Below are 26,065 nucleotides of genomic sequence, written 5' to 3' on the forward strand. Positions count from 1 at the left end.
GGGGGCGTCGAGCAGGAAGAGCGTGAGCGCGCTCAACAGGCACCAGAGGACGGGAACGACCATCAGCGCCCAGCCGCGGCGGGCCGGCTCGGCCATGGCCGCGACGCCCAGGGTGGCCATGGCCAGCGGGTCGGGGGTGAGGCCGATGACCTCGGCGCCGGCCAGGCCCCGCTCTGTCGCCAGGGCGGTAAGCGGGTGCAGGGCCAGGGCATAGGTGAACAGCCCGACACCGAGGCTTCGCCGCACGCTCCACTGACCCGGCAGGCGCAGCCCGCCGCGCAGGCTGCCCAGGGCCACCAGCAGCAGCGCCTGGAGGCCGAAGAGCGGGACGACGTAGGCGATGCCCCAGTGGATGGGGGCGTAGCGCTGCCACAGGAAGGCCCAGGCCACGAAGGCCCAGGCCACGAAGGCCCAGGCCACGGCCAGCAGCATGGTGACCAGGCGAGTGCCCCGCGGGCCGGGGTGCAGCAGGAGGACCAGCGCCGCGGCGCCCAGCACCAGGGCGAGCAACTGGGTGGGCCACAGCGCCTGGTTGTGCAGCTCGAACAGCCGCGCATGGACCCGCGGCGAGAACATCAGCAGGTCCTCGGGGCGATAGCTCCACCAGGCGCCGCCGACCATATCCTAGAGCCCCTTCACGTGGTCGGCCATGCGGCGGCGCATGGCGTCGTCGGGAAGCGGCTCGCGGGCGGCGGCGAGGTTCTCGCGGACATGGTCGACGCGGGTGGTGGCGGGGATGGCGCAGGTGATCGCCGGGTGGGAGATGATGAACTTGAGGATGAACTGCGCCCAGCTGGTGGCGCCGATCTCGGCGGCCCACGGCGGCAGCGGCTTGCCCGCCAGGCGGCGGATCAGGCGCTTGCGCTGGAAGGGGCGGTTGGCGATCACGCCGATGCCGCGCTCCCGGGCGAGGGGAAGCAGGTGACTCTCGGCCTCGCGGTCGACGATATTATAGGTGAGCTGGACGCTGTCCAGCGGCGCTCGCCGCATGATGCGCTCGAGCTCTCCATGGCGTCGTCCGTGGGAGGTGGTGATGCCCAGGTGGCGCACCTCGCCGGCCGCCTTCATCGCCTGCAGGGTCTCGAGATGGCCCTCCCAGCCCAGCAGGTTGTGGACCTGCAGCAGGTCGAAGCGCGGCACGCCCCAGGCCTGGCGGGAGGCCGCGATCTGCGCCGGCCCCTCGGCGGGGCGGGAGGTCCAGACCTTGTCGGCGGCATAGACGCGATCGACGGCCTCGAGGCGCTCCAGGGCATGGCCGATGGTCGCCTGCGACGAGCCATACATCGGCGAGGAGTCGATCAGGCGTCCGCCCGCGGCGAAGAAGGCCGCCATGACCGCGGTGCACTCCTCGAGCAGCACCGGGTCATCGCCGACGTTGAAGGTGATCCAGCTGCCCAGGCCGACCCGGGGCAGTGCCTCGCCGGTGCCGGGCAGCTTGCGGGTCAGCGGTTCGGCCGCCCGCGCCAGGGCGCCGGCAGAGGGCAGTGCCGTGGCGGCCGCCGCGGCGAGCAGGCCGTGCAGCAGCCGACGGCGGGACAGCGGAGGGAGAGGCTGGGCCATGATGTGCTCCTGAGCATGCTGAGCACAGTGTAGTTGCCGGGTGAGGAGGGCCGGGTGCCGTCAGGAAGAGGGCGTGGCCTGCAGGGCCAGCCAGCCCTCGAGCATGTCGCGCAGCTCCTCGGCGGCGGGCTCGGTCTGGCGCAGGATCTCGTCGATGCGGTTGAAGTGCAGCAGGCGCACGCCCCGGGTCTCCGGGCGCAGGTAGAGGTCGGGTGGCCGGTGGTGCAGCGCCTGTCGGATGATCGCCTGCTGCATGATCTTGAAGCTGTTGAACAGCATGTCGGTCAGGCCGAGCTCCTCGCCATCCTCCTGCCGGCGGCTGCCCGAGACGTCCACCGCGATGACCAGGTCGACCTCGCCGTGGAGCAGGTCGAAGGGCAGGGGCTTGGTGGTGCCGCCATCGATCAGCAGCTGCTCGCCGCGGTGGACGGGCAGGAAGAGCCCCGGCACCGCCATGCTGGCCTCGATGGCCGGGAAGAGGAGGCCCGCGTCGAGGGTCACGCTCTCCCCCGTCCAGTAGTCGGTGGCCACCACCTCGAGCGGGATGCGCAGCTCGTCGAAGGTGCGAACCTCGGTATGGCCGGCCAGGAAGCGCAGGAAGCCGGCCGAGTCGAGCAGTCCGGCATCGTCGCGCCCGAACGGCACCAGCGACGACAGCTCCACCTCCGATTCGGCCAGCCCCGAGAGGGCATCCAGCGGCGAGCCGGCCACGTCGTCGAAGATGTCGCGGATCGCCTCGGCCGGGAGTCCTGCGGCATAGAGCCCGCCGATCACCGCGCCGATGCTGGTGCCGACGATGCGGTCGGGCACGATCCCGAGGTCGTCGAAGACCTGCAGGATGGCGATGTGCGCCAGGCCGTTGGCCCCGCCCGAGCCCAGCGCCAGGCCGATGGTCGGCCGGGGCGACGGGGTATCGGCGGAGGCCGACGCGCCCGAGGCCGCCGCCAGCAGGGCGGCGGTGAACAGGGCAAACGCGAGCCGGGGCATGACGCGCCGTGGTGTCATGCTCAGTCTCCGGGCCCGCACTCCATGCAGCGCTCGGTGATGGCCGGGCCCTGCTGCAGGTTGGCATTGAGGTCCCGCAGGGCGCTGCGCAGCCCCTCCTCGAGCACCGGGTGGTAGAAGGGCATCTCGAGGATGCGGCTTACGCTGGGCCGCTCTTCCAGCATCCAGGCCAGCAGGTGCGCCATGTGCTCCACCCGCGGGCCGAACAGCTCGGCGCCCAGGAACTGGCCCGAGCCGTGCTCGGCATAGAGGCGCATCAGCCCGCGGTTCTGGCGTATCACCACGGCGCGCCCCTGGTCCTCGAAGGAGGCCTCGCCGGTGGCGATGCAGTCGCAGCCGCCGTATTGGGTTTCCAACTCGGCGCGACTGGCGCCGATGGTGGCCATCTGCGGGTCGGTGAAGACCACGGCCAAGGGCACGTTGCGGATGCCGGTACGCAGTTCCGGGTAGCGCCCGGCATTGTCGCCGGCGATCCGCCCCTCGGTATTGGCCACGTGCAGCAGCGGCAACTCCTGGTTGGCATCGCCGGCGATGAAGATGTGGCTGGGGCTGTCATCGGCGTTGCGGCACTGCAGGGTGAAGCGGTTGTAGTGCGGCACGCCCTTGTCGTCGACGCCCAGGCCGGCCTTCTCCAGGTCGAGCCGGTCGACGTTGGGCTGCCGGCCGGTGGCCGCGAGCAGGTAGTCGAAGCGTTCGGTGAGACGCTTGCCGGTATCGCGCTCGAGGAAGGTGATCACCACGGCGTCGCCGTCGCGCTCGATGCTCTCCACCTTGGCATCGGGGTCGACGTAGAACTCCTCGTTGAAGGTGCGGTCGGCGTAGTCCCTCACGGCCTCGTCCTGGAAGGGGCCCAGGGCGCCGCCCACGCCGAAGACCCGCAGGCGCACGCCCAGCCGGTGCAGCGCCTGGCCGAGCTCCAGGCCGATCACGCCGGGGCCGAACACGGCGACGGACTCGGGCAGGTCGTCCCACTCGAAGACGGCGTCGTTGACCACCAGCCGGTCGCCGGCCGCCTCGAAGAAGCCCGGCCAGGTGCCGCGCGAGCCGGTGGCGATGACGATGGTGCGCGCCGTCACGCGGGTATGGTCACCGACGACCAGGATGTGCGGGTCCTCGAAGCGCGCATGGCCCTCGAGGCGGTTGTCCTCGCCCAGGCGCTCCACCGTCTTCATCACGCTTCCCACGAAGCCGTCGCGTTCGCGCTGGACGCGCTCCATGACGGCGCGCCCGTCCACCTCCACGGGGCCGGTGCGTACGCCGAAGCCGCCGGCATCGCGGGCGTGGTGGGCGGAGTCGGCGGCGGCGATCAGCAGCTTCGAGGGCATGCAGCCGACCCGGGCACAGGTGGTGCCATAGGCTCCGCCCTCTATCAGCAGCACGCTGTCGCTGTGCTTGCTGGCGGCGTGCCAGGCGCTCAGGCCGGCGCTGCCGGCGCCGATGATGGCGATATCGACCTCACGTTCCTGCATCGGGCTCTCCTCTCGTCTTTTGCCGTTCATCCACTATGGCACAGGGTGGGGATGGGCCGCCGGGACGCAACGGTGGCGTCTTGACGCAGGACAAGGTCGCCGGCCCCTCAGGCGGCCAGGCGCAGGGCGAAGCCGATCATCAGCGAGCCGAAGGTCCAGCGCTGCAGGCGCGCCCTCAGCGGGCTGCCGGCGAACCAGCGCTGCAGCGCGGCCCCCAGGGTGGCGTAGCCGGCATCGAACAGCAGGCCGATGCCCACCAGCACAGCGCCCAGCAGGGCGAACTGCAGCAGCACGGTCCCCTCCCCGGGAGAGACGAACTGTGGCAGCAGCACCGAGCAGAACAGCAGCGACTTGGGGTTGAGCAGGTTGGTCAGCAGGCCACGGCGCCAGGCGCGGCGGTGTCCGGCGTCAGTGACATCCGCAGCAACTTCGCCATCCAGACCGTCAAGGAGCACGGTCCGCTGCCCCTGGCGCGGCTCGAGGAGCGGGATACGCTGCCCGTCGGCCGACGCCCCTGACGCCTTCCCTGGTCAGGAACCCCAGCCGGCATCGAGCCAGCCCAGGACCGCCGCGTGCAGTCGCCGGGCTTGCGCCTCGTCGAGCCCTGGTGCCGTCATCTCGGGGGCTGCGTCTGCCGGCATCTCGATGCCGATGATCCGGATGCCTGCCCGGAAGAGCCCCAGGGCCTCGACCAGCGCCAGGGTGCCCGCCAGGTCGAGGCCGTGGGATGACAGCCGCGCGGCGGCCGAGGGGAGCTCCGCGAGAGTGAAGACCTTGAGGGTGCCGGGCGGCCCCTGGCCCCGCATGGCGTCGACCATCAGCAGGCGGTCGCCTGGCGCCACCGCGTGGAGGAAGAGGTCGACGGGCTGGTCGAGTCGCGCGACCGTGAGGTCATCGCGCTCGCGCAGCGCATCGCCCAGCCACTCGGCGGCGAGCCAGCCCAGCCGGTCCCCGCCATGGGGCGAGCCGAGCCCGAAGAGGTAGGCGTGGCCCTCGGGCCGGTCGTTGGCCCCGTCTTGCCTGGCCATGCCCGGCCCGGTCAAGTCCGTGTCATTTCCGCGTGGCTTATTTTCGCAAGTCATTTTCTCGCAAGACATTGAAGTCCAGGAAGTGGGTGGCGCAGGAGATGCAGGGGTCGTAGTTGCGGATCACCATCTCGCCGTGCAGCCGCAGGGCGTCGTCGTCGCGCTCCAGGCCGAAGCGCGTCAGGCTCGCCGCGAGGTCCTCCTCCATCCGCGCCTGGTTCTGGCTGGTCGGGGGGACGATGCGGGCCTCGACGACCCGTGCCTGGTCGTCCAGCGCATAGCGGTGCCAGAGGATGCCGCGGGGGGCCTCGGTGCAGCCGACGCCGACCCCGGCCCGGGCGGGCGCCTCGGCATGGGGCTCGGTGGCGGGGTCGTACTCCTCGGTGAGGCGCAGCGCCTCGGCGAGGGCGACATGCATCTCCACCGCCCGGGCGACGATGCTGTGGAACATGTTGCGGCTGGGGAAGGGGATGCCGAGGTCGTCGAGAAGCTCTCGCAGCTCCTCGGGCAGGCGGTCGAGGTTGTTGTTGAGCCGGGCCAGCGGCCCGACCAGGTAGGGACGGCCGTCGAGCTGGGCGTGCAGGGCGGTGGAGTGGGGCACCTGAAACTCGCGGAAGTGCCGCTCGAAGTCGGCCGGGGCGATGTCGAGCCCCCGGTCGGAGACGATGCGGCCCGCGGTGATGGGGTAGTCGTGGTCATGGCGCAGCGAGACGGAGGTGAACGCCTGGTCGTCCTCGGGCAGCGGCAGGCCGGCGACCCAGGCGATCAGCGCGCGGGCTTCCTCGAGGCCCGCCGCCAGATGCTCTCGAAGGGTCTCGATGGCCGCCGCGTCGGGGGCATGGAAGAAGCCGCCCGGACAGATGCCGACCGGATGCACCGAGCGGCCGCCGAAGGTGCGGATGATCTCGTTGCCGAGCCCCTGGAGCCGCAGGCCACGGCGCACCTCGTCCGGGTAGTCCCTGGCCATCGCCGGGGCACTCTCGTACCCGAGGAAGTCGGGGGCGGCCAGCAGGTGGATGTGCAGGCTGTGGCTCTGCAGCCACTCGCCGCAGTACATCACCCGGCGCATCGCTTCCACCCAGGGGCTGGGCGTGACGCCGAGGATCGACTCGATCGCCACCACCGCACTCATCTGGTAGGCCAAGGGGCAGATGCCGCAGATGCGGGCCACGCTGTCGATCACGTCCTGGGTGCTGCGCCCCTCGAGCAGCTTCTCGAACAGCCCGGGCGGCTCGAAGATCCGCAGCGACAGCGCCTCGATCCGGCCGGCCTCGATGCGGATGTCCAGCGCCCCCTCGCCCTCGACCCGCGCCAGGATGGGCACATGGATCTCGCCGGTTCGCGTGTCGTGACTCATCCCTGCTCCTCCTCGCTGCCCTGACGCTGGATGACCCGTGCCTGCCAGTCCAGGCCCTCACTGCGGAACAGTTCGGCATGGCCATTGATGAACAGCAGGCGCCGGGCGACCTCGTCGGCCGGCATGCCGGTATCGGCCAGGTGGCTGGCCAGTGCCGAGACGTTGGCCTGCACGGCGGGCCCGTAGCAGGCGTAGCAGTCACGCTGAAAGCGGGGGCAGATCGCGCCGCAGCCGGTGCTGGTGACCGGGCCCATGCAGGGGCGGCCCTGGGCGACCATCACGCACACCGCCTGCTGGCGCTTGCACTCTATGCAGACCGCACTGTGGTCGACCCGGGGCAGGTGGCCGGCCAGCAGCGCCTTGGTGGCGCCGAGCACCTGTTCGCCGCTGACCGGGCAGCCCCAGAGTTCCAGGTCGACCCTGACGCTCTCGGCGATCGGGGTCGAGTCGACGAGCAGGTCGATATGCTCGGGCTGGGCATAGACCCCGGAGACCCACTCGTCGGCGTCGTGGAGGTTGCGCAGCGCCTGGATGCCGCCGGCGGTGGCACAGGCGCCGATGGTGACCAGGTAGCGGCTGCGCTGGCGGATGCCGTGCAGGCGCGCGGCGTCCTGGGAGGTGGCCACGCTGCCCTCGACGAAGGCGATGTCGACCTCCGCTTCCTCGTCGACCGGCCCGGCCTCGGCGAAGTGCAGGATATCGACGGTCTCGGCCAGGACCAGCAGGGGCTCGCCCAGGTTGAGGAAGGCCAGCTGGCAACCGTCGCAGGAGCTGAACTTGTGCACGGCGATGCGTGGGCGGCGGGTCGCGGTGGTCATGGTCAGACTCCCTTGTGCGACAGGTAGGGCGCCAGTTCCCGGCAGGTGAAGACCGGACCGTCACGGCACACGAACTTGGGTCCCAGCTGGCAGCGGCCGCAGGAGCCGATGGCGCAGTGCATGTTGCGCTCCATGCTGAGCCAGATCCGCTCTTCCGGCACCTGGCGCTTTCGCATTGCCTTGATCACCGCCCGCATCATGCCCTCGGGTCCGCAGATGAAGACCGAGCAGCGCGCCGGGTCGAAGTCAATGCGGTCGAAGAACTGGGTCACCGGGCCGGTATGCCAGGGCCAGAAGGTGTCGCCGGTGTCGGCGGTCAGGTAGACCTCGACGTCCGGGTGCCGGCGCCAGGCGTCGTAGCGATCGCGCCAGATCAGGTCGTTGGAGTGCTTGACCCCCTGGATGATGTGCATCCGTCCGTAGCGTCCGCGCCGGTGCAGCACGTACTCGATCAGCGAGACCGAGGGGGCGCAGCCCAGCCCGCCGGTGACGATCACGAGATCGGTGCTCTCGGCCTCCTCCGTGGGCCAGCCCCGGCCATAGGGGCCGCGCAGGCCGAGCCGGTCACCGACCTCGAGCCGCCCCAGATTGCGGGTGACCGAGCCGACCTTGCGGATGGTGTGGTCGATCATCGCTCGCTCGTCGGGGTCGGAGACGATGGAGATCGGCACCTCGCCCATGCCCGGCAGGTAGAGCATGTTGAACTGGCCCATCGAGAAGCGGTAGGCGGCCTGCACCTCGGGGTCGGTGAAGCGCAGCTGCAGGCTGAACATGTCCGGGGTCTCGTCCCTGCGGCCGACCACCTCGGCCTCGAAGGGCACCAGTGCGCTGGTCATGATCGGCCCTCCCCGTCGGGCGCCTTGGGGGGCGCGTTGTCGGGCGCTATCGACAGCGCCTCCAATTCCTCGGTCACGTCGATGCCCACCGGGCACCAGGCGATGCAGCGGCCGCAGCCCACGCAGCCGCTGCGGCCGTACTGTTCCACCCAGGTGCCGAACTTGTGGGTCAGCCACTGCCGGTAGCGCTGGGGCCGCTCGGCGCGGATGACGGTGCCGTGGATGTAGCTGTGGTCGGGGTCGAAGCAGCTGCCCCACTGCCGGCCGTGCTCGGACGTCTTCCCGTCCAGGGAGAGCTCGTCGACGTGGGTCTGGCAGAAGCAGGTGGGGCAGACCGCGGTGCAGTTGCCGCAGGTCAGGCAGCGGTCGTTGAGGCTCTGCCAGTGCGGGTGGGCGACGGCCGCCTGCAGCATCTCGGGCAACGAGGCGTCGGGCAGGCCGCGCGTCTGCTGGCGGGTGGCACGCTCGACCCCGGCCTCCACCTGCTCGAGCTGGTCATGGCTTGCCAGGGTCGTCTCCAGGGTGTCGAGGATGGCCTGGCCCTCCTGGGTGTGGGCCTCCACCACGAAGCCGTCGTCGAGTTCCGAGAGCGCCAGGTCGAAGCCGTGCTGTGCCCGCGGACCATCCCCGGTGGCGGTACAGAAGCAGGTGGCCGCGGAGCGCATGCAGTTGACGGCGACCAGGAAGAGGTTCTGGCGTCGCTCGCGGTAGTGCGGGTCCGGGTGGGCGTCATGCAGGAAGTGGCGGTCATGGACCGCCAGCGCCGCTAGGTCGCAGGCCCGCACGCCGATGACCGCCGTCGGCTGGGCCTCGGGGGGCTGCTCGCGGAACATCAGGCGGCCGTCGGGCTGTCGCTCGCTTCGCCACAGGGTCTCGCGAGGGGCAAAGGTCAACGGCTTGATCGCCTGGGGGCCCGTCGCCCAGTCGAAGACGCGTCCGGAGTCGGTGCGCTCGAGCCGGTAGTGGCCGGGGGCCTGGTCGTCGATGATCCCGACAGGCAGCTGCTCCACCGCCGAGAGGGGCGCGAAGAGGATGGCATGGTCGCGCACCCGGGGACCGATGACCTCATAGCCCGCCTCCACTAGCCGGTCGAGGAGTGACTGGAGGCGCTCGCGGGCGAGAAAGTGCCGTACCTTCATGGTGCCGTGTCCCCTTCAACGATCGTCAGGTGGCCGGCGCTGCCACGCTCAGCAGATGCGTGGCAGCGGGTCGTCCTCGAGTTCCTGCAGGAGGCGCTCGCCGCCCCACTCGTTGACCAGCAGCAGCCGGTCGTGGTGCGGGTCGAGCGTGCCGATCCGCTGTGCCCCTCCCCCCTGCGGCAGCGCCTGCCAGCGGCGCAGCGCCTCGTCGGCCTGCTCCTCGGCCACGATGGCGACCACCCGCCCCTCGCAGGCCAGATAGAGGGGGTCGTAGCCCAGCATGTCGCAGACGCTGCGCACGCTGCCGCGGATCGGCAGGCGTGGCTCCTCGAGCGTCACGCCGAGCCCCGTGGCCTGGATCACCTCGTGCAGCACCGTCGCCAGGCCGCCGCGGGTCGGGTCGCGCATGAAGCGCAGGCCGGGCATCGTCAACAGCGTGCGGGTCAGGGGCAGCACGCTGGCGCTGTCGGAGGCCAGGTCGCCGCTCAGGCCGAACTCCTCGCGGGCCAGCATCACGGCGATGCCGTGGTCGCCCAGCGGCCCGCTGACCAGCACCGCATCCCCCGCCCGAATGTCGCGGGTGCCGAGGGGCAGCCCGGCGGGCCGCGTGCCGATCCCGGACACGCCGAAGTAGAGCCCGCCGCAGAGCCCGCGCGGCAGTACCTTGGTGTCGCCGGCCACCACCTGGACATCGCAGGCCCGGGCGGCCTCGGCCAGGCTGGCGACGATCCGCTCGAGCGCCTCGAGCGGCAGCCCCTCCTCCAGGAAGGCGTTGAGGCTCAGGTAGCGCGGGGTCGCCCCGCAGACGGCGAGGTCGTTGACGGTGCCGTGCACCGCCAGGCTGCCGATGTCGCCCCCGGCGAAGAACAGCGGCTGCACGGTGACCCCGTCGCTGGTGAAGACCAGCTCGTGGTCGCCGTCCAGGAAGGGGGGCAGGATGGCGGCATCGGCCAGCGGCGCCAGCCAGGGATTGCCCAGCTGGCGGACGAACACCGCGTCGATCAGCTGGCGCATGAGGCGCCCGCCGTTGCCGTGGGCCAGGGTGACGGTGGCCGTGTCGGGACCGGGCTGGGTCACTCACTCCTCCTCGTGCCGGGACAGTCGGGCCAGGCACTCCATGACCTGGCCGACGCTGATGGCGGCGTCGTTGCAGGGCAGCCGCTCGTGCAGCAGCACCCTAAAGCCGTCCGCCTCCAGGGCTGCCACGGCCGACTCGGTCAGCCGGCGGTTCTGGAACACGCCGCCGGTCAGGCCAAGGGTCTCCACCCCGCTCGCCTCCCGGGCCGCGCGTGCCTGGCGGCGCAGCACCCGCACCAGGGTGGCATGGAAGTCCGCGGCGCGCCGGGCCGGGGCGAGGCGTGCGTCGTGGAGGTGACGGATCAGCGGGCGCCAGTCACAGCGTAGCACCCCGGCCGGGTCGGCTCGGTGGGGAAGCTCGAGCGGCTGGCCGTCGCCCTCGGCCAGGGCCTCGAGCCACATGGCGGCCTGGGCCTCGTGGCTGACCCGGGGCATCGGGACCAGCAGGGCCGCGGCGGCATCGAACAGCCGGCCCACGGCGGAACAGGCGGGGGCGTTGAGGCGCCGCTCCCAGGCCGCTCGCAGCAGGGCCAGCTCCTCGCCGGTGCCCTCGGCGACCGGCCCCTCGAGGCCGCTCTGCCAGCCCAGGGTGGTGGCCAGGCGCCAGGGCTCCCGGATGGCCGCCTCCCCGCCGGGCAGGGCAAAGGGCGCGAACGACGCATGGCGTTGCCAGTGGCCGGGGCAGCCGAGCAGGGCCTCGCCGCCCCACAGGGTGCCGTCCGGGCCCAGCCCGGTGCCGTCCCAGGTGAACACCAGGGTCGGTTCCCGGAAGCGGCCATGCTCCCCGCACAGGGCGGCGGCATGGGCGTGGTGGTGGGCGACCTCCAGGCGCGCCAGGCCGCTGTCGCGGGCCCAGCGGGTGCTGTGGTAGCCGCGGTGGGCATCATGCAGGACGAGCTCGGGACGCACGCCATACAGCCCGGCCAGGGTCTCGATCTGCCGCGCGAAGGCCTGCTGGGTGCGCAGCGCCGACAGCTCGCCGATGTGCGGCGACAGCACCAGCCGCGCCTCCCAGGCCAGGCAGACCGTGCTCTTCTGCTGGGCACCCACGGCGAGGACGGCCCGGGGCAGGCGCCAGGGCAGCTCGAGCTCCAGGGGGCTGCTGCCCCGCCCCGCACGCAGCGGGCGCACCCTGCCGGCGATGGGCCGCCGGATGCCGTCATCCACGGGGTGCAGGATGGGGCGGTCATGGTGCAGGAAGGCATCGGCCACCCGGCCCAGTCGCTGCTCCACCATGGCCCGGTCGGCGATGATCGGCTCGCCGGCGACGTTGGCCGAGGTGGCGACCAGCGGGCGCGCCAGGGCCTCCAGCAGCAGGTGGTGCAGGGGCGCATAGGGCAGCAGCACGCCGACCTCGTCGAGCCCGGGGGCGAGGCCCGCCTCGAGGCCATGGTCGGCCCGCAGCGGAAGCAGCACCACCGGCCGCTCGTCGTCGAGCAGGGCCTCGGCGGCTGCCGGGTCCAGCCGGGCATGCCGGCGCACGGCCTCCAGGCCGTCCTCGCCCTGCCACGGCACCATCACGGCGAAGGGCTTGTGCGGCCGGTGCTTGCGCTCGCGCAGGCTCGCCAGCGCCGCCGGGTTGCCGGCATCGGCCATCAGGTGATAGCCACCGACCCCCTTCACGGCGACGATTTGCCCGGTGTCGAGAGCCGTGATGGCGGCCGCCAGCGCCTCCTCGGGATCCGTCAGCGTCCGGTTGCCCTCCAAGACCCCCGCTGCAAACGTCAGACGGGGCCCGCACTGCGGGCAGCCGATCGACTGGGCGTGGAAGCGCCGGCTGTGCGGGTCGTCGTACTCCCGCCGGCACGCGCGGCAGAGCGGAAAGGCCTTGAGGCTGGTGCGTGCCCGGTCGTAGGGCAGCCGCTCGATCACGCTGTAGCGCGGGCCGCACTGGTCGCAGTGGGTGAAGGGGTAGCCGTAGTGGCGGTCCTGCGGGTCGTGCATCTCCGCCAGGCAGGCCGGGCACACCGGGGTGTCCAGTGGCAGGTGGATCGCGCCGCCCGGTTCGCCGTCGCTTTGCTGGATCACGAACGGTCGGGCCGCGTTCGGCCGGGCCGCGCTCGGCTGGGGGTCGAATGAATGGCCCAGCGCCGCCGGGATCGTCTCGCGGCCAGCGAGGCGCGGTCGTGCCAGCCGTGGCGCCTCGGCGAGCAGTGCCCGCTCGAAGGCGTCCAGCCGGTCGGCGCTTCCCTGGGCCTCGATCACCACCTTGCCGCCGCTGTTGCGCACCTGGCCCGCGAGTTCCAGCCGGCTGGCCAGCCGCTGGACGAAGGGCCGGAACCCCACGCCCTGGACCACGCCGGCCAGCACCCAGCGTCGTGCCGCCTGGTCGGGGGCTTTCTCGATCGGGGCTCTCTCGATCGGGGCTCTCTCGATCGGGGCTCTCTCGATCGGGGCTGTCTCACCAGGGGCGGCGTCGACCGGGGTGGCGGCAATCCGCCCGGCGGGTGCTTCCTGCGTCGGCCGAACGCCGTGGCTCCACCAGATCCGGCAGGCGCCCTCCTCGGAGACCATGCAGGGGCCCACCGGGCTCTCCGGCCGGCAGGCACTGCCGTAGAGCCGGCACTGCGGTGGCCGGATCCGCCCCAGCACCACCTCGGCGCAGTCGCAGCCGGGCGGCATCTCGCCGCGCCGCGCGTAGGCGGCCTCGAACACCCCGGGGAAGTGTCGGCGGGCATCGCGCTCGGCCAGGGTCGCCGTGCAGCCGTAGCCGGAGTCGGGCAGGGTGCCGATGCCGCGCCACTCTGCGTCGGTGATCTCGAACAGCTCGCCCATCAGCGCCTGTGCCCGGCGGTTGCCGTCGGCGGTGACGCACTGCGGGTAGGCGTTGTCGAGCCGCGGGGCCCGGTCGAGCGCCTGCTGGAGCACCGCATGCAGGCCCGCCAGGATCAGGCCGGGAGTGAAGCCGGCCACGGCGGTGGGCAGGCCATGCGCCTCGGCCACGAAGCGCCACTGCTCGGCGCCCATGATGGTGGCCACATGCCCCGGGGCGATCAGCGCATCGAAGCCCGGCGCGCCGTCCTCGAGCAGGTGGGCGATGGCCGGCCAGGTCTGGCGGGCGCTGAGCAGCAGCAGCAGGTTCTCCGGCAGGTCGGTGCGGGAGAAGAGGGCGGCGATCGGCGCCGTCGTCGTCTCGAAGCCGGCGGCGAAGAAGACCACTCGCTTTCCGGGATGCTGGCGGGCCAGCGTCAGCACCTCGCCGGGGGAGGCGACCGGGACCACCCGGCCGCCGAGGGCGCGGGCGGCCTGCAGGGAGCGCGGCTCCCGCCGGGGGGCATTGCAGGGCACGCGCACCATGTCGCCGAAGGTGGCGACGATGACGTCGTCGGCGAGACTCAGGGCCACCGCGGCATGGATGTCCTCCTCGGGGCAGACGCAGACGGGGCAGCCGGGCCCGGGGATCAGCTCCAGGTAGTCGGGCAGCACCTTGCGCAGGCCGGCATGGGTGATGGTGCGCTCGTGGCCGCCGCAGACGTTCATGATCCGCAGGCGACCCGACGGGGGCCGGGGCAGGGCGCGGATCCGGTCCAGCCACTCGCCGGGGGTGGGGAGCGCCATGGCTCAGGCGAGACCTCGGGGGCGAGACAGCAGGCACGCCCCCTCGGCGGGAGGCGCCGGGCGGAAGGCCGGTCGGCGCCGCTCGACGAGGCCCGCCTCGAGCCATGCGAGCCAGGCATCGAGCGCCCCCGACTTGCTGCTCAGCGCCATCACCGGGGCGGCAGAGGCGAGTTGGTGCATGTGCGCCGCCACGGCGTCGACGTCGAAGTCGTCGAGGACCGGCAGCAGGTCGGTCTTGGTGATCAGGACCAGGTCGCTTGCGCGGAACATGACCGGGTACTTGAGCGGCTTGTCGTCGCCCTCCGGGGTGGAGAGCAGGGTGACGTTGGCATGCTGGCCCAGGTCGAAGCTCGCGGGGCAGACCAGGTTGCCGACGTTCTCGATGAACAGGAGATCCAGGGCCTCCAGCGGCAGCGCATGGGCTGCGCGGTGCACCATGGCGGCATCCAGGTGGCAGGCGCTGCCGGTGGTGATCTGGATGGCGGGCACGCCCCTGGCACGGATGCGCCGGGCGTCGTTCTCGGTTTCCAGGTCGCCCTCGATCACCGCCAGGCGGTAGCGGGCGCCCAGCGCCTCGATGGTGGCCTCCAGCAGGCTGGTCTTGCCGGCGCCGGGGGAGGACATCAGGTTGACGACCAGCAGCCCGGCACGATCGAAGTGCTCGCGATTATGGCGCGCGACCTCGTCATTGTGGGCCTTCAGGCCCTCGAGGACCTCCACGGTATGGACGTCGTGCTCGTTCGAGGCGTGCTGCAGGTGATCGGGAAGGGCGCAGCCGCAGGTCTGGCACACGTCGTGGCTCCTGTTATCCGGTGGGAGGGAGAGGGGTGTCGGCGAGGTCGACGCTGACCAGCAGGAGCTCGTCGCCGCCGGTCAGCCGGGTCTGCCAGTGCCCGCAGCGCGGGCAGCTCAGGTCGTTGACGCTGGCCTCGGCCTCCCGCCGGCAGCGGGGGCAGTGCACCCGGACCGGACAGCGGGTCATCTCCAGTCGTGCGCCCTCGGCGAGGGTATGGCGGCTGGCCAGCGGAAAGGCCTCGCGCATCAGCGCGGCCTCGACCCCGGAGAGCGGCCCGATGCGCAGGCAGATACGGCGGATGCGCAGCGCGCCGTGCTCGGCGGCGACCCGGCCGGCCTGGCGGACCAGCGAACGGCACAGGCTCAGCTCATGCATGGCCGGGGGCTCCGTCGTCCATCTCGTCGAGCAGTCGCCAGGTTGCCAGGGCCTCCTCGGGGTCCAGTCGCTGGAGGGCGTAGCCGACATGCACGATGACGAAGTCGCCCACGGCGAGGGCCTGGTCCTGCACCAGCATCAGGTCGATGTCGCGCTCGATGCCGCGGGAGGCCGCGCGCGCCGTGTCGCCGTCGATGCGGGTGATCTGCATGGGAATCGCCAGGCACATGATGCGCGTCGGGCCTCCTCGGCGGGTGGCGTGATGGTCGCGGGTGGCATGGAACGACCCCCTGACACTGACTATAGGAGATGGGGGCCTTTCGGACATGGCCCTGCCAGCCAGCGGGGCCCATGCCCGCGGCGAGGCGGGCAGCGAAGGTCATGGCGGCATCACCGAGCCGGGTGTTGCGCGCCACTTTCTGCTATGCTGGCCGCCTCCATCATCGCTTCCCATCATCGCTTCCACGGCCCTGGCTCGATGACGCCCGCCCTCCTCGCGCCCTGTCCCGGTGCCCGCCTTCCCTTGCAGGTCTATTCACGTGTCTGATTCCTCTCCCGATTTCGCCAGTCTGTCGCTGGCGCCGGAACTGCTCGCCAACCTCGCCTCGCTGGGCTATCACGCCATGACGCCGATCCAGTCCGAGAGCCTGCCGCCCATGCTGGCGGGCCGAGACGTGATCGCGCGGGCGAAGACCGGCTCGGGCAAGACCGCCGCCTTCGGCCTGGCGCTGCTGTCGCGGCTGTCGGTGGCGGACTTCCGGGTGCAGGGGCTGGTGCTCTGTCCGACCCGCGAGCTGGCGGACCAGGTGGCCGGCGAGGTCCGCCGCCTGGCGCGCAGCCTGCCCAACGTCAAGGTGCTGACCCTGTGCGGCGGGGCCCCGCTGGGGCCGCAGCTGGCATCGCTTGCGCATGGCGCGCACATCGTCGTCGGCACGCCGGGGCGGGTGGAGGAGCACCTGCGCAAGGGATCGCTGGCCCTGGGGGCGCTCGAGACCCTGGTGCTGGACGAGGCCGACCGCATGCTCGACATGGGCTTCCAGGCGGCCATGGAGGCGATCATCGGCGAGACCCCGGCGGACCGCCAGATGCTGCTGTTCAGCGCCACCTATGCCGAGGGCATCCGACCCATTGCCGAGCGGCTGATGCACGAGCCGGTCAGCGTGGAGGTGGCCGAGCCCCACGACGCCACCACGATCCGCCAGCACTTCTACCGGGTGGCGGACGAGTCGGCTCGCTTCGAGGCGCTGCGCCGCCTGCTGCTGCACTTTCGGCCCGTCTCGAGCGTGGTGTTCTGCAACACCAAGCGCGAGACCGACGAGGTCGCCGAGGCCCTGAACGACGCGGGCTTCAGTGCCCTGGCGCTGCATGGCGACCTGGAGCAGCGCGACCGCGACCGCCTGCTGGTGCTGTTCGCCAACGGCAGCGCCTCGATCCTGGTGGCCACCGACGTGGCCGCCCGCGGACTCGACATCGACGCCCTGGATGCCGTGTTCAACTACCGTATCGCCCGTGAGCTGGAGGTGCATGTCCACCGTGTCGGGCGCACCGGCCGGGCGGGTGGCTCCGGGACCGCCTGTACCCTGCTCACCGAGCAGGAGGACTACCGGCTGGCGCGGCTCGCCGAGCTGCTCGGCGAGGCCCTGGAGACCGAGCCGCTGCCCTCCCGCGCGGTGCTGGAGCGCCAGCCTTTCCGACCCGCCATGGCGACCCTGCAGCTCGGCGGTGGCAAGAAGCAGAAGCTGCGGCCCGGCGACATCCTCGGCGCCCTGACCGGCGAGGGGGCGATCGCCGCGGATCAGGTGGGCAAGATCAAGGTGCTCGCCAACAGCGCCTACGTGGCCGTGCGGCGCGACGTCGCCGCGGCGGCCCTCGACCAGCTGGGCAACGGCAGGCTCAAGGGGCGCAGCTTCCGTGCCCGCCGCATCAGCCGCTGACCGCAAGCCAAACGAGATACGCCCGCGGCATACCCAGCCGACGGGTTCTATGCCAACGTGGTGACATGAAGATACCCAAGAGATTGCAACCGCTGGTCGACGACGGCCTGATCGACGCGGTCGAGAGCCAGCTGATGAGCGGCAAGGAAGCCCAGGTGTACGTGGTGCGCTCCCACGGCGAGCGGCGCTGTGCCAAGGTCTTCAAGGAGGCCAAGCAGCGCAGCTTCAAGCAGGCCGTGCAGTACCAGGAGGGGCGCAAGGAGCGCAACAGCCGCCGCTCCCGGGCGATGGCCAAGAAGACCCGCTACGGCCAGAAGGAGCAGGAGCAGGCCTGGCTCAACGCCGAGGTCGATGCCCTCTACCGGCTGGCGGCGGCGGACGTGCGGGTGCCCAAGCCGTATGGCTTCGTTGACGGCGTGCTGCTGATGGAGATGATCACCGATGCCGAGGGCCTGAACGCGCCGCGGCTGGACGACGTGACCCTGACGCCCGAGGAGGCCCGGGCCCATTACGCCAAGATCATCGGCGACGTGGTGCGCATGCTGTGTGCCGGCCTGATCCATGGCGACCTCTCCGAGTTCAACGTGCTGCTCTCCGCCGATGGCCCGGTGGTCATCGACCTGCCCCAGGCGGTGGATGCCGCCGGTAACAACAGCGCCGAGATGATGTTCGAGCGCGACGTCGACAACATGCGCCGCTACTTCGGCCGTTTCGCCCCGGAACTGCTGGCCACCGATTACGGCAAGGAGATCTGGGCGCTCTACGAGGCCGGCGACCTGCACCCGGACAGCCAGCTGACCGGCTGCTTCGAGCACGACACCAGCACCGTGGACGTGGACGAGCTGATGACCGTGATCGACGACGTGCGCGAGGAGGAGGCCGAGCGGCGTGCCGCGCTGTCCCGGGACGATGAGCCCGGCGTCGAGGAGGCCGCCGAGGCCTGGCGGGAGTCCCACGGCGAGCGCTGAGGCCCTCGCCTGGCACGATCGGTGACCCGATATCGGCCTCGCCGGTCATCAACGAGATGCCCCGTCAGGGCTGCGGCGGGACGATGGCGCATGCCCTGCAGGCTCGGGGGCGTGGCCCGGCGCTGGCCTTGTAATCCCGGGTGGGGATCGGCATGTTGAAACGGTTTGCCCCCGACGCCGAGCCCGCCATGACCCGACGCGATAACGACTCCTCCTCCGACCCGCACCGCAACAGACCCAAGCGTTCGCCTCTCTGGTACCCCGAGGAGGTTCAGCCCTCCCGTCGGCAGTGGTGGCTCTTCATCTGGGTCGCCCTGGCCATCGTGCTGCTGTTCCACTACCTCGATTCGGCCCAGCGTCACCCTCAGGTCGAGCTCACCTATTCCGAATTCCTGACGGCCGTGGACCAGGGGCACGTCGATTCGGTCACCCTGCGCGGCCAGTCGGTGGAAGGCACCTTCAACGATGCGGGGCTCGAAGCGCGGGATCTCGGCGAGGCCGAGGGCTTCGAGGCCACGCGTCCGGAGGTCGAGGGCGAGCGCCTGCTCCAGCGCCTCGAGGCGAATGGCGTGCGCATCGATGCCGAACCCATCGATCCGCCCTGGTGGCAGCGCGTTCTCGTCGGTGCCCTGCCATGGATCCTGGTCCTGGGCCTGCTGTTCTGGTTCTGGAACCGGATGCAGCAGCGCGCCATGTCGGGCGGCGGGCTCTTCAACATGGGCAAGTCCAGCGCCCGCCGGGTGAGCAGCGAGGAGAGCCAGGTGCGCCTGAGCGACGTGGCCGGCTCGGAGAACGCCAAACGCGAAGTGCTCGAGGTGGTCGAGTTTCTCAAGCAGCCGGAGCGCTTCCAGACGCTGGGGGCCAAGATCCCCCGTGGCATCCTGATGATGGGCCCGCCGGGCACGGGCAAGACGCTGATGGCCAAGGCGGTGGCCGGCGAGGCCGAGGTGCCGTTCTTCAGCATCAGCGGCTCGGAGTTCATCGAGATGTTCGTGGGCGTCGGGGCCTCGCGCGTTCGTGATCTCTTCAAGCAGGCCAAGGAGCAGGCGCCGGCGGTGATCTTCATCGACGAGCTGGACTCCATCGGTCGCTCCCGAGGCGCCGGCATGGGGGGCGGTCACGATGAACGCGAGCAGACGCTCAACCAGATTCTCTCCGAGATGGACGGTTTCCAGGCCGATGAGTCCGTCGTCGTGCTGGCCGCCACCAATCGTCCCGACGTGCTCGATTCGGCCCTGCTGCGGCCGGGGCGCTTCGATCGCAAGGTGACCCTGGAGAACCCGCATCGCGAGGCGCGCCGGGACATCCTGCGCGTGCACACGCGTGACGTGCCGTTGGCCGATGACGTCGATCTCGAGCGGCTGGCCGAGATCACCATCGGCTTCTCGGGGGCGGACCTGGCCAACCTGACCAACGAAGCCGCCCTGCAGGCGGGGCGCAATGACCAGCAGGAGGTGGACTGGGCCTGTTTCTCGTCAGCCCGCGACCGGCTGCTGCTGGGCGAGGCCAAGGATGCCGGCCTCTCCGACAGCGAGCGCCACCTCGTGGCCTACCACGAGTCGGGCCACGCGCTGCTCGCCTACCTGCTGCCCAAGGCCGACCCCCTCGAGAAGGTCACGGTGCTGCCACGGGGGCGCGCCCTGGGCGTGACCGCGCAGGTGCCCGACGAGGAGCGCTACAACCATGGCGAAGCCTATCTGCGTGACCGCATCACCGTGATGTTCGGCGGCCGCCTGGCGGAATCCATCGTCTTCGGGGAGGTATCCAGCGGCGCCGAGAACGACCTGGAGCAGGCCACGCAACTGGCGCGTCGCATGGTGGCACGCTGGGGGATGAGCGAACGCATCGGGCCGGTGATGTTCGCCCAGAGTCAGGAGCATGTCTTCCTGGGCAAGGAGATCGCCCAGTCCCGCGAACATAGCGAAGCCATGGCGGGACTGGTCGACGAGGAGATACAGCGGCTGTTGACCGACCTCGAGGCGCGCGGCCGTGAGCTCCTGGAAGCGCATCGGAGTGACCTGGATACCCTGGCCGCGGTCCTGGAGAAGCAGGAAACCCTGGAGGCCGAGGCGATCCGTGACCTGCTCGGCAATGCTTCCGGCCAGCCGTGACCTCCCGCGGGCGAGGACGTGCTCGCATCGCTCCCGGTCTCCGGCTCGACTACGCTGTAGGCGAGCGTCGCCCGACGCGGGCGACCCCGGTCAACGACAAGGAGACGGCAATGAACAAGTGGATAGCGGGCCTGGCCCTGGCGGGCGGCGTGCTGATGGCCGGTCCGGCCCTGGCCCAGATGGAACGCGCCTCGGCGCCGGAGGGCACCGAGGTCTACTTCATCTCGCCGGAGGAGGGAGCCAGCGTCGAGACTCCCCTGACCGTGCGCATGGGGCTCAAGGGCATGGGTGTGGCGCCCGCCGGCACCCAGGCCGACGGCACCGGCCACCACCACCTGCTGGTGGACACGCCGCTTGACGAGGTGGATCTCGACCAGCCCCTGCCGGCCAATGACGCGATGCGCCACTTCGGCGGCGGCCAGACCGAGACCACCCTGGAGCTCGAGCCCGGCGAGCATACCCTGCGGCTGCTGTTCATGGATGCCAACCATGTCAGCTTCGACCCGCCGGTCACCTCCGACCCCATCACCATCACGGTGGAATGACCCACCCCGGTCGGGCGCTCCTGCGGCGCCCGACTCCCCTCGATCATCACGCCTCTGCCCTGCGTGATGACGCCGCCTGACCCTCGCGACTGATTCTGCTCCTTCCGGCTGGCACTGGCAGGCTCATGGCACTGTACTGAGGAGTGCACTGGAAGGTGACGCGGCTCAGGGAGGACTCCGGAGTTCCGGGAGGGCGTATGCCCTGCTGGCGATGACCTGGCGGAATGCGTGGCCACCGCCGCGATGCTCCCTCCCGCACTGGGAGGACAACGACAATGATGAACCTGACTGACGGCATGCAGCGGATGGCCGGGCCCGGCCTGGCCGTACTGCTGGCGAGTCTGGCCGGACACGGCGTGGCCGTGGCCGACCAGGCGAAGATCGACGATGCCCTGGCGGCCGCCTGGCCCGGCATGGCGGAAGATGCCCAGGTGGTCGACTGGGAGGGCAACGTGCTCAAGGAGGGCTCGAACGGCTATACCTGCCTGCCGACGCCACCGAGCATGACCGGGACGGCGCCGATGTGCCTCGACGAGGCCTGGCAGGCGTGGGGACAGGCCTGGCAGAACAGGGAGCCGTTCGAGGCCGAGTCGATGGGCATCGCCTACATGCTGGCCGGCGACGAGGGGGCGAGCAACGTCGACCCCTACGCCGAGGGGCCCACGGACGACAACGAGTGGATCGAGGAGGGGCCGCACCTGATGCTCATCGCCCCGGCGGCGCTGCTCGAGGCCTACCCGACCGACCCGCACAACGGCGGGCCCTACGTGATGTGGCAGGGCACGGACTACCAGCACCTGATGGTCCCCGTGGGAGCGCGAGACTGAGACAGGGAGCGGTCGCGCTCCCCCCAACCGACACCGGCCGGCCAGGATGGCCGGCCGGTGTCGTCAGGAACCGATCTCGTCTGGCAGGCGCCCGGGCGGTGCCTCACGCCTCGCTGGCGATCTCGGCGTTGTGGAAGACGTTCTGCACGTCGTCCAGGTCGTTGAGGGTGTCGAGCAGCTTCTCGAACATCGCCACGTCCTCGCCCTCGACCGGGGTCACGGTCTGGGGCACGAACTGGATCTCGTCGACCTCGAAGTCGAGCTCGCCGAAGGCATCGAGCAGCGCCTGCTTGGCCTTGGCGTACTCGGTGTGGGGGGCGAAGACGGTGACTTGGCCCCCCTCGCTCTCGATGTCGGTGACGTCGACATCGGCCTCCATCAGTGCCTCCAGCGTGGCCTCCTCGTCATCGCCGGGGAAGGCGAGGATGGCGCAGTGGTCGAACATGTGGCTGACGCTGCCGGGGGTGCCGAGCTTGCTCTTGGCCTTGTTGAAGCAGGCGCGGACGTCGCCGAAGGTGCGGTTCGGGTTATCGGTCAGGCACTCGACGATGACCATGCAGTTGCCCGGCCCGAAGCCCTCGTAGCGGGCCGGGGAGAAGTCCTCGCCGCCCACGCCGGACGCCTTGTCCAGGGCCTTGTCGATCACGTGGCTGGGGACCTGGTCCTTCTTGGCGCGCTCGATCAGCCCGCGCAGGGCCAGGTTGCCGGCGGGGTCGGTGCCACCCTGCTTGGCGCAGACGTAGATCTCGCGGCCGTACTTGCTGTACACCTTGGTCTTGGCGGCGGCCGTCTTGGCCATGGATTCCTTGCGGTTCTGGAAGGCCCTGCCCATTGCATTGTCCTGTGGCGTCGAAACACGAGGCTGGATTCTACGAAACCGGGGCGGAGGCGAACAGGGATATTTTGCCGCGATTCCGGGGGGACCTGACGCCCGTCATGGCTACACTGGCAGGGAGTCTCGTCCACCCAGGAGCGTCACCCGATGGATCATCACGCCTACCGCCATGCGCTGGCCGACTGCCTCGCCGAGAGCGAGCTGCCCTTTGCCGTCGAGGAGTTCACGGCGCGTCGCCGCCGCGTGCGACAGGCCATGCAGGCCGCCGGGCTCGAGGCGCTGCTGCTGACTGATCCCGCCGACATCTTCTACCTGACCGGCTATCACACCTTCGAGGTCTCGGTGTACACCTGCCTGGTGGTCTCGGCCGACCGGCTGGTGTTGCAGGTGCCCTCCATCGAGACCGGCCCGGCCGTGGTCACCGCCACGGTGGACGAGATACTGGGCTATCGCTGGGAGGGCATCGAGGAGGTGATCGCGCCGCTGGCCGAGATCCTCGCCCCCTACCATGCCATCGGCCTGGATGTCTTCGGGGCCGGCCTGCGCTTCGGCGTCATCCGCGAGCTGCAGGCACGCCTGGGCAGCGGGCGCTTCCGTGACGACGGTGGCGAGCTGCTCGACCGCATCCGCATCATCAAGACGCCGGCGGAGCTCGACTGCCTGCGCGAGAGCGCGCGGATCACCGCCGCCGGCCTGCGGGCGGCCATCGCAGCCATCGCGCCCGGGGTCACCGACAACGACGTCGCAGCGGAGGGCAGCCGGGCGCTGCTGGCCGCCGGCAGCGAGTTCATGAGCCTGCAGCCCATCGTCACCACCGGCCGGCGCATCAGCGTCATTCACGTCAACCACAAGCGGCACGTGATCGCCGCGGACGAGCCGGTGTTCCTGGAGTTCGGCTCGGCCTTCCACCGCTATACCGCGCCGATGATGCGCACCGCCGTGGCCGGCCGGGCGAGCGCCGAGATGCAGGCGCTGCGCGATGTATGCCGCGAGATGTTCGAGGCACTGACCGCGGCGATGCGCCCCGGCAACAGCTTCGACGATGCCGCCCGGGCCGCCGAGGCGGTGCTCGCCCCCCACGCCGAGCGCGTGTTCTTCTCGGGAGTGTTCGGCTATGCGGTGGGGGCGCAGTTCCCGCCCAGTTGGGTCGAGGGCACCGGCTACATCGCCCGCGGCCAGCATCGCGAGTTCGCCGCCGACATGGTCTTCCACCTGCCGCTCTGCCTGCGGCTGCCGGGGCAGTGGGGCATCGGCCTGAGCGACACCGTGCGCGTCACCCCCGAGGGCGGCGAGGCGCTCACCGACAACGACTGGCAGCTGGCCGAGCGGGGTCGTTGAGCCGCCTCCGGCGGTTCGTCGCCTTCGTGGTCATCCCGTTAATCGACACAGGAGAGATCTTGCATGACACCCTTCCCAATGCGCCTTTCGCGTGCCGGCCTGCTGGTGACGGCCGGCGTCGCGCTGTCCGCCCAGGCGGCTCCTCCCGACCAGCTTCGCGAGCAGGTGCCCGGCTGGTTTCGCATGATGATCGACCAGCACGAGGTCACCGCCCTCTACGACGGCTATATCGACCTTCATACCGAGCTGTTGACGGGCATGGACCAGGACGCGCTTCGCGAGCACCTCGATGCCCTGTTCATCGACACCGAGCAGGGCGTGCAGACGGCGGTCAACGCCTTCCTGGTGCACACCGGGGAGCACCTGGTGCTGGTGGACGCGGGCTCCGCGGCCTGCTTCGGCCCGACCCTGGGTCAGGTGCCGGACAACCTGCGGGCCTCGGGCTATGCCCCCGAGGAGGTCGACACCCTGCTGATGACCCACCTGCATCCCGATCACGTCTGCGGGCTGGTCGATGGCGAGGGCGAGCCGGTCTATCCCAACGCCGAGCTGCGTGCCAGCCGGGACGACGCCGACTTCTGGCTGAGCGAGGCACAGGCCGAGGCCGTCCCCGAGGACGACCGGGCCTTCTTCGACATGGCGCGCAACGCCGTGGCACCGTACCGCGAGGCGGGGCGCTTCTCGACCTTCGAGCCCGGCGAGGAGCTGCTGCCGGGCCTTCAGGCCAGGGACACCCATGGCCATACGCCGGGCCATGCCAGCTTCCTGTTCGAGGGCGGGGACGACGAGCTCCTGGTGTGGGGCGACGTGGTGCACAGCTACGGCGTGCAGTTCGATGACCCGAGCGTGGCTATCGAGTTCGACTCAGACCCCGAGCAGGCCATCGCCACCCGCGAGGCGGTCTTCGAGGGCGCCGCCGAGGACGCGCACTGGGTGGCCGGCGCCCACCTGCCGTTTCCCGGCATCGGCCATGTGATCCGCGACGGCGAGGGCTATCGCTGGCTGCCGGTGGAGTTCGGGCCGATCCGCGATGACCGCTGAAGGAGGTGACACCATGCGCGCCGTGAAACTGATCCTGGCCGGCCTGGCGCTCTCGATGGCCGGCCTCGTGGCGGCCGACGAGGCCCAGCGCCATCCGGACGTGGTCGGGGTCGAGGTGACCCCGGCCGGCGAGGACCGCTTCGACTTCGACGTCACCCTGTCGTCACCCTACGATTCGCCGTCGCGCTATGCGGATGCCTTCCGCGTGATGGGGCCCGACGGCGAGGAGTTCGGCGTGCGCGAGTTGCTGCACCACCACGCCAACGAACAGCCCTTCACCCGGCGACTCGGCGGCGTGGAGATTCCTGCCGGCATCGGGCGCGTGACCGTGCAGGGGCGCGACCAGTCACACGGCTGGGGCGGCGAGACCCGCTCGGTTTCCCTGCCCGGACGACCGGGTGACGCTGGAGACGGATGAGGGGCACCACGCACAGGGCCGAGACCCGCGGCGGATATCCGCCGCGGGCCTCGTCGTCAGTGGCACTGGCTCAGGCGGCGAGCCGCCTCTCCAGGTAGTCGATCAGTCCCTCCAGGGTGGCGAGCTCGTGGTAGTCGCTCTCCGGCACGCTGACGCCGAGGCGCTTCTCGAGGTCGACCAGGATGTTGAGGAAGTCGAAGGAGTCGATCTCCAGTGCCTCCCGCCAGGGGCGGCCGGGGGGCAGGGCGTCGATGTCGGCCTCGGGGGCCACCGCCAGGATGGCGTCGATGACGGTCTCGCGGAGGGTATCGCGGCTCAGGTTGGCCATAGGCACTCGGGCTCCGTCAGCAGGTCGGTGAGTCGGGTCAGGAAGCGCGCGCCCAGGGCGCCGTTGGTGACCCGGTGGTCGGCGGCAAGCGTTGCGTGCAGGCAGCGGGCGGCCACCACCTGGCCGTCGCGGACCCAGGGCCGTTCGGCGATACGCCCGAACCCCACCAGCGCCACCTGGGGCGGGTAGATCACCCCCTGGACGCTCTCCACGCCCAGGTCGCCCAGGTTGGTGACCGTGAGGCCGGCCGCGGTGAGTTCGGAGCTGCGCAGCCGGTCCTGGCGGGCGCGGGTCAGCAGGTCGCGCAGCGCGGCCATCATGGCGTCCGGCGCGAGCCGGTCGGCGTCGTGCAGTGCCGGCGCCACCAGCCCGCCGCCGCGCAGGGCGATGGCCACCCCCGGGTGCACCCCCTCGGCTGGCTGGAAGGCGTCGTCGACGAACCAGCCGTTGAGCGCCGGCACCGCCTCGAGCGCCAGCGCCACCGCGCGCAGCTGCAGCACCGGGAAGATCAGCCGTTCGGCCACCGGGCGTTCGGCGTTATGGGCCTCGAGCCAGTCGAGGGCCGGCTCCACGCAGAGGGTGTTGCCCAGGTAATAGTGGGGGATCTCGCGCTTGGAGCGGGCCATGGCGGCGGCGATGGCCTGGCGCATGGCGGCGTGGGCGTCGGCTGCGCGCTCGGAGGGGGCGGCCTGGCGCTCCTTGGCC

26 protein-coding genes are annotated in these 26,065 nt (G+C 71.0%); 8 read left to right on the plus strand and 18 right to left on the minus strand.

Annotated features, from left to right (window positions below; genetic code table 11):
* From SCI24_RS13465 to SCI24_RS13535, 15 genes are all read right to left on the minus strand, one after another.
* On the minus strand, nt 1-621 hold a 621-nt coding region (locus SCI24_RS13465; RefSeq protein WP_318725869.1), incomplete at its 3' end, for a DUF6064 family protein.
* A 3-nt stretch (nt 622-624) separates the two neighbouring features.
* Nucleotides 625-1,560, minus strand: coding sequence for an aldo/keto reductase (locus tag SCI24_RS13470; RefSeq protein WP_318725870.1), 936 nt, complete (start codon nt 1,558-1,560; stop codon nt 625-627).
* A 60-nt stretch (nt 1,561-1,620) separates the two neighbouring features.
* Nucleotides 1,621-2,565, minus strand: coding sequence for a patatin-like phospholipase family protein (locus SCI24_RS13475; RefSeq protein WP_318725871.1), 945 nt, complete (start codon nt 2,563-2,565; stop codon nt 1,621-1,623).
* A 2-nt stretch (nt 2,566-2,567) separates the two neighbouring features.
* Nucleotides 2,568-4,034, minus strand: coding sequence for a dihydrolipoyl dehydrogenase (locus SCI24_RS13480; RefSeq protein ID WP_318725872.1), 1,467 nt, complete (start codon nt 4,032-4,034; stop codon nt 2,568-2,570).
* Nucleotides 4,035-4,141: 107 nt separating this feature from the next.
* Nucleotides 4,142-4,489, minus strand: coding sequence for a LysE family translocator (locus SCI24_RS13485; RefSeq protein ID WP_318725873.1), 348 nt, complete (start codon nt 4,487-4,489; stop codon nt 4,142-4,144).
* Nucleotides 4,490-4,564: 75 nt separating this feature from the next.
* Nucleotides 4,565-5,062, minus strand: coding sequence for a hydrogenase maturation protease (locus tag SCI24_RS13490; RefSeq protein ID WP_318725874.1), 498 nt, complete (start codon nt 5,060-5,062; stop codon nt 4,565-4,567).
* Nucleotides 5,063-5,099: 37 nt separating this feature from the next.
* Complete coding sequence (locus SCI24_RS13495; protein ID WP_318725875.1) at nt 5,100-6,416, minus strand: Ni/Fe hydrogenase subunit alpha; 1,317 nt, start codon at nt 6,414-6,416, stop codon at nt 5,100-5,102.
* Nucleotides 6,413-7,234, minus strand: a complete 822-nt coding sequence (locus SCI24_RS13500) for a sulfhydrogenase subunit delta (protein ID WP_318725876.1) — start codon at nt 7,232-7,234, stop codon at nt 6,413-6,415. The genes SCI24_RS13495 and SCI24_RS13500 overlap by 4 nt, the downstream gene beginning before the upstream one ends.
* 2 nt (nt 7,235-7,236) lie before the next feature.
* Nucleotides 7,237-8,070: an FAD/NAD(P)-binding protein gene (locus tag SCI24_RS13505; protein ID WP_318725877.1), complete on the minus strand. Its 834-nt coding sequence runs from the start codon at nt 8,068-8,070 to the stop codon at nt 7,237-7,239.
* A complete protein-coding gene (locus SCI24_RS13510; protein WP_318725878.1) occupies nt 8,067-9,209 on the minus strand; it encodes a 4Fe-4S dicluster domain-containing protein in 1,143 nt (380 codons plus the stop codon). The genes SCI24_RS13505 and SCI24_RS13510 overlap by 4 nt, the downstream gene beginning before the upstream one ends.
* Nucleotides 9,210-9,257: 48 nt before the next feature.
* Nucleotides 9,258-10,286: a hydrogenase expression/formation protein HypE gene (gene hypE / locus SCI24_RS13515; protein WP_318725879.1), complete on the minus strand. Its 1,029-nt coding sequence runs from the start codon at nt 10,284-10,286 to the stop codon at nt 9,258-9,260.
* Entirely contained in the window at nt 10,287-13,844 is a 3,558-nt protein-coding gene (gene hypF, locus SCI24_RS13520; RefSeq protein WP_318725880.1) for a carbamoyltransferase HypF, read from the minus strand.
* Between the two features lie 3 nt (nt 13,845-13,847).
* Nucleotides 13,848-14,636 (minus strand): hydrogenase nickel incorporation protein HypB, encoded by a 789-nt coding sequence (gene hypB / locus SCI24_RS13525; protein WP_318725881.1) that lies wholly within the window; start codon nt 14,634-14,636, stop codon nt 13,848-13,850.
* Between the two features lie 13 nt (nt 14,637-14,649).
* Nucleotides 14,650-15,015, minus strand: coding sequence for a hydrogenase maturation nickel metallochaperone HypA (locus SCI24_RS13530; RefSeq protein ID WP_318725882.1), 366 nt, complete (start codon nt 15,013-15,015; stop codon nt 14,650-14,652).
* Nucleotides 15,008-15,244, minus strand: coding sequence for a HypC/HybG/HupF family hydrogenase formation chaperone (locus SCI24_RS13535; protein WP_106230678.1), 237 nt, complete (start codon nt 15,242-15,244; stop codon nt 15,008-15,010). Before SCI24_RS13535 ends, SCI24_RS13530 begins: the two co-directional genes overlap by 8 nt.
* 310 nt (nt 15,245-15,554) lie before the next feature.
* On the opposite strand from SCI24_RS13535, the gene dbpA reads away from it, so the two are divergent.
* From dbpA to SCI24_RS13560, 5 genes are all read left to right on the plus strand, one after another.
* Nucleotides 15,555-16,949 carry an ATP-dependent RNA helicase DbpA gene (gene dbpA / locus SCI24_RS13540; RefSeq protein ID WP_318725883.1) on the plus strand — a complete coding sequence of 465 codons (1,395 nt, stop codon included), beginning with the start codon at nt 15,555-15,557 and terminating at the stop codon, nt 16,947-16,949.
* 65 nt (nt 16,950-17,014) lie between these two features.
* Nucleotides 17,015-17,917 carry a PA4780 family RIO1-like protein kinase gene (locus tag SCI24_RS13545; RefSeq protein WP_318725884.1) on the plus strand — a complete coding sequence of 301 codons (903 nt, stop codon included), beginning with the start codon at nt 17,015-17,017 and terminating at the stop codon, nt 17,915-17,917.
* 188 nt (nt 17,918-18,105) lie between these two features.
* A complete protein-coding gene (gene ftsH / locus SCI24_RS13550; protein ID WP_318725885.1) occupies nt 18,106-20,028 on the plus strand; it encodes an ATP-dependent zinc metalloprotease FtsH in 1,923 nt (640 codons plus the stop codon).
* Nucleotides 20,029-20,138: 110 nt separating this feature from the next.
* The gene (locus SCI24_RS13555) at nt 20,139-20,573 is read left to right on the plus strand and encodes a DUF4399 domain-containing protein (RefSeq protein WP_318725886.1); all 435 of its coding nucleotides are present in this window, start codon (nt 20,139-20,141) and stop codon (nt 20,571-20,573) included.
* A 275-nt stretch (nt 20,574-20,848) separates the two neighbouring features.
* Nucleotides 20,849-21,400 (plus strand): hypothetical protein, encoded by a 552-nt coding sequence (locus SCI24_RS13560; protein WP_318725887.1) that lies wholly within the window; start codon nt 20,849-20,851, stop codon nt 21,398-21,400.
* A 103-nt stretch (nt 21,401-21,503) separates the two neighbouring features.
* On the opposite strand, the gene SCI24_RS13565 is transcribed toward SCI24_RS13560, so the two are convergent.
* On the minus strand, nt 21,504-22,232 hold the full coding sequence (locus SCI24_RS13565; RefSeq protein ID WP_318725888.1) for a YebC/PmpR family DNA-binding transcriptional regulator: 729 nt from the start codon (nt 22,230-22,232) through the stop codon (nt 21,504-21,506).
* A gap of 150 nt (nt 22,233-22,382) precedes the next feature.
* Here SCI24_RS13565 and SCI24_RS13570 point away from each other — a divergent pair, with 150 nt between their 5' ends.
* From SCI24_RS13570 to SCI24_RS13580, 3 genes are all read left to right on the plus strand, one after another.
* Entirely contained in the window at nt 22,383-23,573 is a 1,191-nt protein-coding gene (locus SCI24_RS13570; protein ID WP_318725889.1) for a Xaa-Pro peptidase family protein, read from the plus strand.
* 63 nt (nt 23,574-23,636) lie between these two features.
* On the plus strand, nt 23,637-24,614 hold the full coding sequence (locus tag SCI24_RS13575) for an MBL fold metallo-hydrolase (RefSeq protein WP_318725890.1): 978 nt from the start codon (nt 23,637-23,639) through the stop codon (nt 24,612-24,614).
* 13 nt (nt 24,615-24,627) lie between these two features.
* The gene (locus SCI24_RS13580; protein ID WP_318725891.1) at nt 24,628-25,032 is read left to right on the plus strand and encodes a hypothetical protein; all 405 of its coding nucleotides are present in this window, start codon (nt 24,628-24,630) and stop codon (nt 25,030-25,032) included.
* Nucleotides 25,033-25,102: 70 nt separating this feature from the next.
* Here SCI24_RS13580 and SCI24_RS13585 read toward each other — a convergent pair whose 3' ends face one another.
* The gene (locus tag SCI24_RS13585; RefSeq protein WP_318725892.1) at nt 25,103-25,360 is read right to left on the minus strand and encodes an acyl carrier protein; all 258 of its coding nucleotides are present in this window, start codon (nt 25,358-25,360) and stop codon (nt 25,103-25,105) included.
* On the minus strand, nt 25,348-26,065 hold a 718-nt coding region (locus tag SCI24_RS13590), incomplete at its 5' end, for a 2-oxo acid dehydrogenase subunit E2 (protein WP_318725893.1). The genes SCI24_RS13590 and SCI24_RS13585, both read right to left, overlap by 13 nt.

The organism is Halomonas sp. (assembly GCF_033549285.1).
GTDB lineage: Bacteria > Pseudomonadota > Gammaproteobacteria > Pseudomonadales > Halomonadaceae > Halomonas.